General features: G+C 68.1%; 10 protein-coding genes. 2 read left to right on the top strand and 8 right to left on the bottom strand.

The window, feature by feature from the left end:
• Positions 1–177 precede the first annotated feature (177 nt).
• Genes AC07PE_RS00755 through ribA form a run of 3 tightly spaced genes read right to left on the bottom strand, consistent with a single transcriptional unit; the run spans position 178 to position 3,289 of the window.
• Positions 178–1,140 carry an FHA domain-containing protein gene (locus tag AC07PE_RS00755; RefSeq protein WP_498760748.1) on the bottom strand — a complete coding sequence of 321 codons (963 nt, stop codon included), beginning with the start codon at positions 1,138–1,140 and terminating at the stop codon, positions 178–180.
• A gap of 13 nt (positions 1,141–1,153) precedes the next feature.
• Positions 1,154–2,587 carry a S1 family peptidase gene (locus AC07PE_RS00750; protein WP_498760747.1) on the bottom strand — a complete coding sequence of 478 codons (1,434 nt, stop codon included), beginning with the start codon at positions 2,585–2,587 and terminating at the stop codon, positions 1,154–1,156.
• A 57-nt stretch (positions 2,588–2,644) separates the two neighbouring features.
• Positions 2,645–3,289, bottom strand: coding sequence for a GTP cyclohydrolase II (gene ribA, locus AC07PE_RS00745; protein WP_498760746.1), 645 nt, complete (start codon positions 3,287–3,289; stop codon positions 2,645–2,647).
• 162 nt (positions 3,290–3,451) lie between these two features.
• Between ribA and AC07PE_RS00740 the strand changes: the two genes are divergently transcribed.
• Positions 3,452–5,740: an ATP-binding protein gene (locus AC07PE_RS00740; RefSeq protein ID WP_498760745.1), complete on the top strand. Its 2,289-nt coding sequence runs from the start codon at positions 3,452–3,454 to the stop codon at positions 5,738–5,740.
• Here AC07PE_RS00740 and AC07PE_RS00735 read toward each other — a convergent pair.
• Complete coding sequence (locus tag AC07PE_RS00735) at positions 5,734–6,195, bottom strand: nuclear transport factor 2 family protein (RefSeq protein WP_498760744.1); 462 nt, start codon at positions 6,193–6,195, stop codon at positions 5,734–5,736. The genes AC07PE_RS00740 and AC07PE_RS00735 overlap by 7 nt on opposite strands.
• Before the next feature lie 214 nt (positions 6,196–6,409).
• Here AC07PE_RS00735 and AC07PE_RS00730 point away from each other — a divergent pair, with 214 nt between their 5' ends.
• The gene (locus AC07PE_RS00730) at positions 6,410–7,132 is read left to right on the top strand and encodes a response regulator (protein WP_498760743.1); all 723 of its coding nucleotides are present in this window, start codon (positions 6,410–6,412) and stop codon (positions 7,130–7,132) included.
• A gap of 8 nt (positions 7,133–7,140) precedes the next feature.
• On the opposite strand, the gene AC07PE_RS00725 is transcribed toward AC07PE_RS00730, so the two are convergent.
• From AC07PE_RS00725 to AC07PE_RS00710, 4 genes are all read right to left on the bottom strand, one after another.
• A complete protein-coding gene (locus AC07PE_RS00725) occupies positions 7,141–9,453 on the bottom strand; it encodes a putative bifunctional diguanylate cyclase/phosphodiesterase (protein WP_498760742.1) in 2,313 nt (770 codons plus the stop codon).
• 24 nt (positions 9,454–9,477) lie between these two features.
• Complete coding sequence (locus AC07PE_RS00720) at positions 9,478–10,122, bottom strand: methylamine utilization protein (protein ID WP_498760741.1); 645 nt, start codon at positions 10,120–10,122, stop codon at positions 9,478–9,480.
• An 8-nt stretch (positions 10,123–10,130) separates the two neighbouring features.
• On the bottom strand, positions 10,131–10,589 hold the full coding sequence (locus AC07PE_RS00715; protein WP_498760740.1) for a nuclear transport factor 2 family protein: 459 nt from the start codon (positions 10,587–10,589) through the stop codon (positions 10,131–10,133).
• Between the two features lie 114 nt (positions 10,590–10,703).
• On the bottom strand, positions 10,704–12,362 hold the full coding sequence (locus AC07PE_RS00710; protein ID WP_498760739.1) for a hypothetical protein: 1,659 nt from the start codon (positions 12,360–12,362) through the stop codon (positions 10,704–10,706).
• Positions 12,363–12,376 lie beyond the last annotated feature (14 nt).

Raw genomic sequence — 12,376 nt, 5'->3', positions numbered from 1 at the left:
GCTGCGCTGCGAGCCCTAGTTCGATTGCATAAAAAAATAAATTTAACCATTAAAAACAACTAGTTATGAATGTCTATTCACATTATGAAAAGCCCTTCTGGTCTGTAAAATATCGGGATGCTGCGTCGCGACATGAAAAATTCATAATGTGGAATATTGTTCAGCTTGATGAAACGCTCAGTTCTCCAGCTCATCCTCCCCCGGCTTGCGGCCTCGTCCCCGATCCAGCGGGTCTTTCATCCCTTCCACCTCGCGCATGAATTCGTCGATGCCGTGGTCCTGACTGACCCGCACCGCGGGCGGCAGCAGCACCGCCATATATAGTTCGTCCGACAGCCGTCCGGTGCGCTGCAGGTTGTAGGCCAGGATCAGGCTGGAGCCCAGCACCGCCATGCCGGCCGCGATCCAGCGGTAGCGGCGCCGGTTCTGCGGATTCACCGTGCGGAGGTGGAAATAGATCATCCCCGCCACCAGCAATGTCGCCGCGTGCGAGGCGTAGCGGGTGAAGGCTTCCAGCGAGAAGGCGTAGGCCACGGTGGCTGCCAACAGGGCCGTCAGCATCAGTGCGACCAGGCCGCAGCCGAACACGAACAGGTGGCGGCCCAGGCGCGCATGGCGGCCGAACAGGCGGTTGGCGAAGGCCCAGCCGCCGCTCCACAGCAGGGCCGCGCCGGCGCCCCAGGCCAGGGCTTCGAAGTAGCGCACGAATTCGACGTACTGGGTGTCGCTGAGCCAGCGCGCGAACAGGGTGACGCCCGAGGCCAGCAGGATGCCCGCGGCGCCGGGCAGCGCGCCTTCCCAGCGGTGGAAGGTGCGGTCCTCCAGTTCCGGCGCCACCGGAAAGCCGGCCGCGCGCACCCGCAGCGAGGTATGGCCGATCCGCACCACGGTGTCGCCCGACAGCACCACTTCCTGCAGCCGCCTGCCGCGGTGATTCAGGCCGTTCCTGCTGCCCAGGTCGCGCAGCACCAGGCGCCCGGCGGCGTCCAGTTCGATGCGCGCGTGGCTGGCGGCGACGTAGTCGTCGTCGATGATGAAATCATTGTCGTAAGCGCGCCCGAGGCGGATCGGCAGGGCGTCGACGCGGCGGCGCTGCAGCACCTCGCCGTTCCGCGCCAGGGTTTCGATGAACCAGCTCATTGTATCCGCCTGCTCATCGGGCCGGTCCCCTCGGCGGGCTGCGTCCCAGCGCGGACAGGAAGGCGCGGGTGGCGCGCATGCCGTTGTCGAAGGAGACGCCGGCGAGGTCGAGGCGGCTCTGCAGGCTGGCCTGGGCGTCGCCGGTGCTGGCGGTGAGCAGGGTGAAGTTGTACAGGCCGGCGAACTTGCGGTAGGCGCGCACGCAGGTGACGGCGCGCAGCGGCAGGCTGGCCGTGTGCACGAACATCTCGGTGCAGGACGGGCGCGTCAGGCGGGTGTCGCGCGAGGCGCCGATGCGGTCGACCCGGAAGCGGCCGCTCGCCAGCGCCGAGAACTGCAGCGGATGCATGCCGGCCGAACGCAGGTAGAGGTGCGACATCGACACGTGCCCGGTCTGCTGGCTGTCCGACACATACACCGCGACTTCCATCGCACAGCTGACGGAGTCGCCCGTGTACTCGGCCTCGAGCCGGAAGTTCGAGCGCCCCCAGCATCGCAACTGCTGCGATTCGCGCACCGGCACGTGGTAGGGGCCCATGGTCTTGATCGACAGCGGCTCGGCCAGCAGGCGGTCTATCATCTCGCGCTGGTGGGCCAGCAGCTGCTGGGCGATCAGCGGATTGAAGTTCTTCGGCGGATGCGGCTGGGCCGCGACCTTGCGCAGCAGTTCCTGGGCATAGCGCACCGGCACCAGGAAGCTGACCGACTCGCCGTCCAGGCGCTTGGACACGTTCACGCCGGCCACGGTGCCGGACACCGTCACGCTCGGACCGCCGCTCATGCCGGAGTTGATCGGGCCCGTGAAGACCAGCTGGTCGTAGAAGCTGCGCGTGACCACGCCGTTGTACGAACCCTCCGAGATCGCGAAGCCGAGGTCGAGCGGGTTGCCGAGCGAGTAGAGGTACTGGCCCTGGGTGAGCTTGACGGGATGGTCGGGAACCTGGAAGAAACCGGTGCCGGCGCGGTTCACGCGCACCACGGCCAGGTCGTGCAGCACGTCGACCGCCATCAGCTCCACCGGGCCGGTCTTGCCGTCGGTGTCCACGTATTCGCCGATGTAGACGTCGGGGTCGAGCGCCATCTGCGACACCACGTGGTAGTTGGTCAGCACCAGGTTGGAGGTACCGACCAGGAAGCCCGAGCCGACCGTCGACTGGCTGCGGCCGTTCTTCAGCAGCATGCGGATCTGCAGCAGGTCGGCCTTGGCGGCCGAGTACAGGTCCTGGGCGGCGGTGGACGGCGTGGGCAGGGCCGTGGTTTCGTCGGTTTCGCCGGGGCCGGGCGCGGGCGGGGTGGTGGCGGGCGGGGTGGCCGGCGGGATCACCAGTGGCGGCTGAGGTGCGGGTTTGCTGCCCGCGCCGGTGCCGGGGCTTTTTTGCGCGACCGGGGCTGCGCCCGCGATGGCGCAGGCGAGGCACGACAGGATGACGATCGATGGCAGGCGCATTCCTGCCATCTTGCCAGAACCATCAGGAAGGCAGCGCCGCCAACCGGCGCCGGGGGATTACAGCTCGCCGTCCAGCACCGGCTCGGCCGCCGGCGTCATCATGTGCCCCAGCTTGGCCTGCTTGGTGTTCAGGTAGCCGTTGTTGAAGGCATTGCGGTTGACCAGCAGCGGCACGCGCTCGGCAACGTCGAAGCCCAGCTTGGTGAGGGCGTCGATCTTGCGCGGGTTGTTGGTCATCAGGCGCACCGCTTCGATGCCGAAATGCTGCAGCATCGGCTGCACCAGCTCGTAGTTGCGGGCGTCGGCATGGAAGCCCAGCTGCAGGTTGGCTTCGACGGTGTCGGCGCCGGCTTCCTGCAGGCGGTAGGCGCGGATCTTGTTGACCAGGCCAATCCCGCGGCCTTCCTGGCGCAGGTAGAGCAGGATGCCGCGGCCTTCGGCGGCGATCTTCTTCAGCGCGCCTTCCAGCTGGGCGCCGCAGTCGCAGCGTTGCGAGAACATCACGTCGCCGGTCAGGCATTCCGAATGGATGCGCATCAGCGGCGGCTCGCTAGTGGACAGGTCGCCCAGCGTCATCGCCAGGTGTTCCTTGCCGGTCGCGTGTTCCACGAAGGCGTGCAGCGTGAACTGCGCCCACGGCGTCGGCAGGGTGCACGAGGTGACGTAGTCGACGAGGTTGGACGAGGCGGCGTTGTCTTGCATGACTGGTTCCTGGAACAAAAGCGATGATTTCTACGGCTGTAAAGCTGAAGTTTACCGGAAATCCGACACTCCCGTGCGGCGCCGGCCCACGCCGGACGGAATTGTATCCGTACGGCATCATCGTATGCTACGCTGGCGGCGCCATTTTCCTCGATGACCGCGATGCCGTCTCCCCGACAATTTCTCCTCAAGCTGCTGCCGCGCCGCCTTGCCGCCTGGCTGGCGCTCGCATTCACCCTGCTGTCCTTCCTCCTGTCCGTGCTGCTCGTCACCGTGATCGAGCGCCGCAACACGGAGCAGGTCAAGTCCAGCATCGGCCATGGCCTGGATGAGCTGGCCCTGCAGACCTCCGACAAGCTCGAGCGCGGCATGTACGAGCGCTACCGCGAAGTGCGCCTGATTTCTCTGCGCCGTGGCTTGCGCCCCGAGATACCGCTGGAGCGCCGCCGCGAGACCCTCGACCAGCTGCAGGACAGTTATGGCTATTACAGCTGGATCGGTATCGCCGGCCTGGACGGCAAGGTGCAGGTTTCCGCCAAGGGCCTGCTGGAAGGCGCCGACGTGTCGAAGCGGCCGTGGTTCAAGGATGCCCTGAACGGCAAGCATGCCGGCGACGTGCACGAGGCGGTGCTGCTGGCCAAGCTTCTGCCGCAGCAGGCCGAGCCCTGGCGCTTCGTCGACGTCGCCTTCCTGGTGCCGGACGACCACGGCCTGCCGCAGGGCGTGCTGGGCGTGCACCTGTCCTGGCAGTGGGCGCGGGACGTCGAGCGTTCCGTCATCGCGCCGATCGCGGCGCGGCGCCAGGTCGAGGCCCTGATCGTCGACGCCAAGGGGAGCGTCCTGCTCGGCCCTCCCGGCACGCAGGGCAGCACGCTGTCGCTGGACAGCCTGAAGGCGGCGCGGACCGGCACCGGCAACGGTTACCTGGTCGAGAAGTGGCCGGACGGCGAATCCTGGCTGGTCGGCTATGCGCGCGGCCATGGCCATGCCGAATATCCCGGCCTCGGCTGGACCGTGCTGGTGCGCCAGAAGGTCGACGATGCCTACGCGCCAGTACGCCGCCTGAGCGAATACGGGCTGGCCGCCGGCGTCCTGCTGGCGGCCCTGTGCTCGCTGGCCGGCGTCGTCATCGCGCGCCGCATCACCCGCCCGCTGGACGAGCTGGCGTGGTCGGCCCACCGCATCCGCGAAGGCGAAACGGTGCCCATCACGCCCGGCCGCGGCGGCTACGAAGAAGTCGAAGCCCTGTCCGGCACCCTGAACGTGCTGGTGGCCGACCTGGTGCGCCGGCGCAGCGAGCTGGAAGACCTGAACGCCACCCTGGAGCTGCGCGTCGAGCAGCGCACCCTCCAGCTGGAACAGGCGCTGGCCACCGTGCGCGCCAGCCAGCAGCGCATCGTGAACATCATCGAGACCGCCCAGGACGCCTTCATCAGCGTCGACCTCGATGGCCGCATCACCGACTGGAACTCGGCCGCGCAGGCGATGCTGGGCTGGAGCCGCCAGGAGGCCGTGGGCCGGCTGCTGTTCGAGCTGGCGATCGCCGAGCGCCACCAGCCCGCGGCGCGGCAGGCGCTGCGGAATTTCCGCGACACGGGCAAGCTCGACCTGCTCGACCGCCGCGTCGAGCGCACCCTGGTGCGGCGCGACGGCGTCGAGATCACGGCCGAGATGACGGTCGGCCTGGTCGGCACCGGCGAGGGCGTGTTCTTCAGCGTATTCCTGCACGACGTCTCGGAACGCAAGGAAGTCGAGCGCATGAAGAACGAGTTCGTCTCCACCGTCTCGCACGAGCTGCGCACGCCGCTGACCGCGATCAGCGCCTCGCTGTCGCTGCTGGCGGACGGCATGGCCGGCGATCTGCCGAAGGACGCGAAAGGCCTGGTCGACATCGCCAACGCCAGCTCGGAGCGCCTGGTGCGCCTGATCGGCGACGTACTCGACATCCAGAAGATGGAAGCGGGGCAGATGGATTACCGGCGCGAAGACCAGCCCATGCTGCCCATCGTCGAGGGCGCGGTGGCGGCGATGGACAGCTTCGCCGCCCAGGCCGGGGTCAAGCTGGCCTTCGAAGCCGGGCCGGCGGCCGGCGCGCAGCGCGCGGACGTCGACCGCGACCGCATCACCCAGGTGCTGACCAACCTGCTGTCGAACGCGATCAAGTTTTCAGAGCCGGGCGGCGAGGTCCTGACGCGCCTGAGCTGTGAGGAGGGGCTGCTGCGGGTTGCCGTGGTCGACCACGGCGCCGGCATCCCGGAAGCCTTCCGTGGCCGGATCTTCCAGCGCTTCGCCCAGGCCGATTCGGCGGACTCGCGCAAGAAAGGCGGCACCGGGCTGGGGCTGAGCATCTGCCAGACCATCGTCGAGGAGCATGGCGGCAGGATCTGGTTCGAGACCGAAGAGGGCGAGGGGACGGCGTTCTTCGTGGAGCTGCCGGCGCTGGCTCAGTGATCGTAGCTGAGCACCCGAAGCAGCTTCCACTGCCCGTCCTCGCGCTCCCACACCATCGAGAACCGGTACACGCTGCAAGCCTCCGGCTCGCCGGGCGGCTGGTTGCAGAAGCGGTGCTTCCCGATGTGCATGGCATGGTTCGGGCCGGCCGGGAAGATTTCCACGGTCTCGGGCATGGCTACGCGGCGCACGCGGTTCGGCGCCTTGAAATTCTTTTCGAAGATGGCGATGTTGTCGGCGTAACCGGTGAGGCCGCTGCGGTCGTGATAGAACTCGAGGCGCCGGCTGAAGCCTTCCTGCATCGGGCGGATGTCGCGGTCGTTCAGGCCGCCGAACAGGCGCGCATCGGCGGCCGTGATCTCCGCTTCCAGCCGGGCCCGCGCCGGGTCGTTCGAGGCCGCCGTCGCCACCGTGCAGGCTGCCATCAGGCCCAAGGCCAGCATCGTTTTGTTCATGCATGTCTCCGTTCCGTGAAAGCCCCGACTATGCCGAAATCGCATGGCCAAGAACACTCAAATATGACGAAAAGTCGATTTGCGGGGTCTAACGGTGCTTAGCGCTGACCGGTGGTGTGACAGAAAATGCGGAATTTATTGAAGGCCTGCTCCAACGCAAACTTCTGACTATATAATTGGCATCGTTCTTCCTGTAAACACACCGGGAGCGGCCATGATCCGGACCCTGATGGCAGAAGCAAACCCCGTTGCGCGGCTGGGCATCCGTTCGGTGCTCGGCGCGCATGCGGATGCGCTGGAAATCGACGAAGCCGGCAGCCTCGACGAGGTGCTGAGCAAGCTGCGCGAGCGCTACTACGAATTCATCATCGTCGAGCCGGCCATGTGCGGCCCCGGCGCCGCACTCGTCGGACGCCTGCGTGAGCTCTCCCCCTGGTCCGACATTCTGGTGTTCACCGCACTCGATGAACTCATCTTCGGCATCGACGCGATCCGCAACGGCGCCAAGGGCTACCTGATGAAGACCGCCACACGGGGCGAATTCCAGGCCGCGGTCAAGCGTGTCGCCGGCGGCAGGCTCTATCTCAGCAAGGCGCTGGCCGCGGAATGCGAACGCGGCAGGCGAAAATACGATACCCGCAACAAGCCGCACGAGAGCTTCAGCAAGCGCGAGTTCCAGGTGTTCTCGCTGGCGGTGTGCGGCATGACGCCGATCGAAAGCGCGCACATCCTGCAGGTGAGTACGGAAACGGTGGGCGCCTTCAGGAACGGCATGTTCTCGCGCCTGGGCGTGTCGGCGCCGCACGAGCTGCTCGAGTATGCGACGGCGCAGGGCCTGCTCTGGGATTGCCGCTATACCTGCAACGAGCTGTGGACCAGCCGCTTTGGCCGGCATGGCGTGGCGGCGGAAACGGGCCGGGTTCCAGTCCCCGCCTGAGTGCAGGCTCAGGCCACCACGCCCTGGGCGGCGATCCGGGCCGCCAGCTCGGCGGCCGGCAGCGGCTTGGCGATGTGGTAGCCCTGGGCCACGTCGCAGCCGTTTGCGCGCAGCCATTCCAGTTCCGCTTCCGTCTCGACGCCTTCGGCCACCACCGACAGCCCGAGTGCGTGGCTGAGCATGATGGTCGACTGGACGATGGCGGCGTTGCGCGGCGAATCGGCAATCGCCGTGACGAAGCTGCGATCGAGCTTCAGTTCGTTCACCGGCAGGCTTTTCAGGTAGGCCAGCGAGGCCTGGCCGACGCCGTAGTCGTCGATCGAGAGCTTCACGCCCAGCGCCGCCAGCGCGTTCAGGTGGGCCAGCGCCAGCGCCGGCTCGTCCATCAGGGCGCTCTCGGTGATCTCCAGGCACAGCGTCGACGGCGGCACGCTGTGGAACTCGAGCAGGGCCTTGACGCGCCGCGGCAGCTCCGGATCCAGCAGGTCCAGCGTCGACAGGTTGGCCGACACCGCGATCTCCAGGCCCTCCCTGCGCCACTGCGCCAGCTGGCGGATGGCGGCGTCCAGCACCCAGGGCGTGACTTCGCGGATGAAGCCAGTCTGCTCGGCAAAGGGGATGAAGCTGCCCGGCGGGATCATGCCGCGCTCCGGATGGCGCCAGCGCAGCAGGGCTTCCACCGCGACAATGCGGCCGCTGCTGAAATCCAGCTTGGGCTGGTAGGCGAGCGTGAATTCGCCGCCCGCCATCGCGGCGCGCATGTCGCCGATCAGGGACAGCTGCTCCGGCGCGGGCTCGGCGCCGGCCTCGTGGGCGAAGGCCAGGCCGGAGCGGCGCCGCTTGGCCGCCGCCAGCGCCAGCTCGGCGCGCCGCAACAGGGTGCCGGCATCGAGGCCGTCCTGCGGATACAGGGCGATGCCGATGCTGCCGCCGATGTCGAGGCGCTGGCCGTCCAGCGTGATCGGGTCGCGCAGCTTGTCGAGCACAGCGTTGGCAAAGCCGCGCGCGCAATCTTCGGTCGCGATCTCGAGCAGGAAGGCGAAGCGGGCGCCGTACAGACGCGCCACCATGATGGGCGGATGCTCCAGCGTCGAGATGCGCTCGGCGATTTCGCGCAGCAGGCGGTCGCCGACCTGGTAGCCGAGCGCGGTGTTGATGAGGGAGAAGCGGTCGATGTTCAGCACCGCCACCGCGCGCGAGGTGCCGGCCGGCAGGCGCGCGAAGGTTTCGAGGAAGCGCGTGCGGTTCGGCAGGTCGGTCAGGCTGTCCACATACGCCAGACGCACGATGCGCTCTTCGCGGCTGGCGATACCATCGCGCATATGGGCGAAGCTGGTGGCCAGCTGGCCGATCTCGTCCTGCGGCAGGGCCGGCAGCGCCTGGCCATAGTCGCCCTGGGCGATGCGGTGGGCGGCGGTCGACAGCTGGTCCAGCGGCCTGACGATGCGGCGCGCCAGCGTGAAGCTGCCGAGCGCGAACACCAGGATGGCGGTGCCGATCACGCCCAGCAGGCGCGCCTGCAGCTGGTTGAAGGGCGCCTGGACCTGGGACACGGGCAGCTGCAGCACGGCCTGCGTGGCGCCGTCGAGCGGCAGGCGCATCGTGCGGTAAGCTTCATCGCCGACGTCGAGCAGCTCCTGCTGGCCGGCGCCAGGCAGGTGGTTCAGGGCCAGCGCGGCGCGACGCGGCGCGTCGAAGGACGAGGCCAGCAGCACCGGGCCGTGCGCGCCGAAGCGCACCATGTGCACCGCCAGGCCGGTCACCTCGGCCATGTCGCCCGCCCAGCGGTCGTCGACCTGGAAGGCCATCGCCACCCAGGCGATGCGGCGCGGCGCCATGATCGGCACCAGCACCACCTGGTACAGCTGGCCGTTGCGCATCTGGCGGAAGCCGGCGCTGCGCCCGCTCGCCTCGGCTTCGTGCAGCAGGTCGGGGAAGGGGAAGGCGTCGCCTGGACCGGTTTTGCGCTGGGAGCTGGCGATCAGGGCGCCGTCGAGGCCGGCCACCATCATCACCTGGGCGTGGATGCGCTGGCCATGGTTGGCGATCACTGAGCGCATGGTCGGCTGGTCCTGGGTCGCGATCGCTTCGCGGAAGGCGAAGTCGCCGGACAGCACGGCGGCCGCGGTCTCCAGCTGGCGCTGGTTCTGTTCGAGCAGGCGCCGGAAGACCTTGGCGCCGACCTCCAGTTCGCTGTGGCCCTCACTGCCGACGATGCGCGCGCTGCTGTCGCGCACCAGGGCCAGCACCAGGGCCATGACCAATACCAGCAGGCCCACGAACACGAGGACGATGCGGCGCTGGAGTGAGGTCCTTACCATGGGCGATGCCTGATCATGCCTGGCTTAGTATTGGTCCTGGTCGACCGCGGTGTGCGGCTTGGGCTCGCGCGCCCGCGCATCCAGCACCAGGGAGAGCTTTTGCGCGGCGGCGCCTACGTCGATTTCGCCGGCGGCAGCCTGTGCCTTCTGCAGCGGATGCCACAGCTGCAGGCGGTAGCGGCCGGCGGGCAGGTTGGCGATGCGGACCTGGCCATCTGGCCCCGTCTTGCCGAAGTAGGGCGACTCCACCACCAGCACATAGGCTTCCATCCAGTCGTGGATATTGCAGCCGATGACGACTTCGCCCGGCTTGTCGAAGGTGATCGGCTGCCCGGGCTTGCCGGCGTACAGCTTGATTTCGAAGCGCTTGGGCTGGGAGAAGGAGTAGACGTGGTGGCGGACCGTGTCCTTGTTCGGAAAGTCGACCGAGGCGCCGGTCTGCACCACCGTCACCCAGGGGGCGAATTCCTGGCCGCGTTGTTCGATGACGGCGTGCGCGCGGTTCTTCGCCGCGGCTGCCGGACCGCCCAGCGGCTCGAGCACCACGGCGGCGTCGGGCAGCGGCTTGCCGGCCGGCGTCCTGACCAGCGCGTCCAGCGTGGCGGCGCCGGCCGGACTGGCGGCAAGGAACAGGGCCAGCAGGGCCGGCCACGGCGCGCGCAGGAACATCGTTTTCCTTACTGGTCGAGCTGCATGGCTGGCGCGATCTGCCAGAGTTCGGTGGTGAGGTCGCCCTCGCGATAGGTCAGCACGTGCAGGACCTTGAGCGGCAGCTTGCCGCCGTAGTCGGCGCGCTGTTCGATCGACGCGCCTTTCGGATTGGCATACGCGCTCGCTTTGCCGAAGTGGACGGGGCGCGGCTTGCCCTCGTTCGCGGCGATGAATTTCTGCCAGACCGCGCGGATCGCTTCCTTGCCGCGGTAGCGGCCGTCGAGCGGGCCGCCGACCCATTCCATATAGGCGTCGTCGGCATAATCCTTCATCAGCGCGTCCAGGTCGCCGGCGGCAACCGCATCGAGGTGGGCTCGCGCCTTGGCCTCGTCCAGCGGGCCGGCAATCGCGTTGGTGGCGGACAGGCAGGCCGCTGCAATCAGGGCCATCGCTGCACAGCTTTGCTTGAGTTTGCGGATCGTCACGAGCGTCTCCTTGTCGTTATGCCAGGCGGATTTATGCCTGGAAATTAATAATACACGCAAACAAGTTGGCATTGTATATAGGGTGGGAAACGTTGTATTCGCGCCGTAAATACGTCAGCGCAGCTCGTGGAGCGAGATACCCATGAACGCTTCTTCCCATGCAGCGAAATCGCTTTCCAGCCCGGGCAGCAGGCGCAGCAGGGCCGCTTTGTCCTTGTGGAAGGTGGTGGCGCTGCCGTCGATCTCGCGGGTCGATTGCAGGTGGAAGGCCTCCATGTTTTTCGCCGCGCTGAGCGGTTCTTTCAGCAGCGCCAGCACCTGCTGGCCATCGATACGCAGGCGCAGCAGGTCGGCCGCTTCGCCCGCACCTGCCCGCACGTAGCGGCGCTGCGTCTCGGCCGCGATCTCGCCGGCTTCCAGCGCGATCCTTACCTGTTTGTGGTGGCGCGCGCCCCAGTCGAGGAAAGGGACGGCGAACTCCGTCACCTGGGCCGGGTCGGTGCGGTAATCCATCACGGCCAGCGCGTCGACCAGCGGCGCCAGGCCGTCCAGCAGCGCGGTTCTGGAGTCCCACCAGAAGGGCACCACCAGTTCCAGGCGCAGGCTGCCGGCGGCCGTGCGCAGGGTGCGCGCCATCGCCAGGTAGCGCGCGTCCCAGTCGACCTTGCCGGCGCCGTACTCCGGCAGCAGATAGGGCTCGACGTCGAACTGCAGGCCGGCCAGGCGCGCGGCCGGTTCCACGCGCGCATTGTAGGCGGCATAGGCGTGCACCATGCGCGCCAGCGCGGGCTGGTGGTCGGGTAGCACCATGTGCGGATCGCCATCCACGCTCAGCACGCGGATGCCGCGTTTTCCGGCGGCGCGGATGAAGGCCGCCAGCGCGGCCGGCTCGCGCACGGCGTCATTTTTGAATGGGACGGTGATGAACAGATCGCGGACGCCATGCGCCGTCGACCAGTCCAGCAGCTGGGCGCCCTTGTCGCGCCAGTCGGCCGCGTTCCAGACCCAGGTCGAGCGCGCGGCGGGTTTAGTATCGGGCGCCGGATCGGGTTCGATGGCCAGCGAGGCGATCGTGATGCCGGCTGCCTGCGCCGGGCATTGCAGAACGAAGTGGCGCCAGGCGGCGGGATCGAGTTCTTTCGGCAGCGCGAGCCGCAGCGGGTCCGCGTTATCGGCATCGCGCGCCGGCAACCGGCCCAGCGCCAGCGCGGTTTCACGCGCGGCCTGCGCGGCATCGGCGGCCTGCAGCGTAAAGCCGGCGCCGCCCGCATACGAAGCCGCCAGGCGCAGGCGCGCGCGCGGTAGGAACCACGGCCCGCTAAGCAGGACCCCGGCCGGGCGCGTGCCGCCGGTGCAGTCGACCGTCAAGATACCCTTGTCGAGCTTGACGCGGACCCGCTCCTCGACCCCGTAGGCGCGCGCCTGCATGCGCTCCAGAAGATTCGCGCGCAGCGGCATCGGGCCCGGTTTCGGCGTGCCCTGCCGGCTCGAGGGCAGCACGTGCTCGCTGACGGCGAAGCGGCCCTCGCGCACGCGGCCGTGCAGCAGGATGGTGCGCTCGACTTCTTCGCCGGACGCGAGCGGGAACAGGGTGTTGACGCGGGCGCCCGCGGGCAGGGCGATACTCTTGCAGCCGGGGCGCTCGGACTGGTCGCCCAGATGCCAGCGCAGGCCGGCGCCGTCGGTGTCCACCGTATCCGCGTAAGGCTGCTGCGCCGGCGCGTCGGCCCGCGGGCACAGGTGCAGCCAGGCGGCGTGGGCGGGGGCTGTCATGGCCAGCAGCAGCG

The sequence above is a fragment of the Telluria sp. GW821-FHT07G12 genome (assembly GCF_059418525.1).
The sequence above is the reverse complement of the archived record's forward strand: the minus strand, read 5'-3'. Positions and strand labels throughout refer to the sequence as shown.

Coding starts and splice junctions, on each gene's coding strand:
- AC07PE_RS00710 (WP_498760739.1), bottom strand. CDS start 12,362: ATGACAGCCCCCGCCCACGCCGCCTGGCTGCACCTGTGCCCGCGGGCC.
- AC07PE_RS00735 (WP_498760744.1), bottom strand. CDS start 6,195: ATGAACAAAACGATGCTGGCCTTGGGCCTGATGGCAGCCTGCACGGTG.
- AC07PE_RS00740 (WP_498760745.1), top strand. CDS start 3,452: ATGCCGTCTCCCCGACAATTTCTCCTCAAGCTGCTGCCGCGCCGCCTT.
- AC07PE_RS00725 (WP_498760742.1), bottom strand. CDS start 9,453: ATGGTAAGGACCTCACTCCAGCGCCGCATCGTCCTCGTGTTCGTGGGC.
- AC07PE_RS00720 (WP_498760741.1), bottom strand. CDS start 10,122: ATGTTCCTGCGCGCGCCGTGGCCGGCCCTGCTGGCCCTGTTCCTTGCC.
- ribA (WP_498760746.1), bottom strand. CDS start 3,289: ATGCAAGACAACGCCGCCTCGTCCAACCTCGTCGACTACGTCACCTCG.
- AC07PE_RS00755 (WP_498760748.1), bottom strand. CDS start 1,140: ATGAGCTGGTTCATCGAAACCCTGGCGCGGAACGGCGAGGTGCTGCAG.
- AC07PE_RS00750 (WP_498760747.1), bottom strand. CDS start 2,587: ATGCGCCTGCCATCGATCGTCATCCTGTCGTGCCTCGCCTGCGCCATC.
- AC07PE_RS00730 (WP_498760743.1), top strand. CDS start 6,410: ATGATCCGGACCCTGATGGCAGAAGCAAACCCCGTTGCGCGGCTGGGC.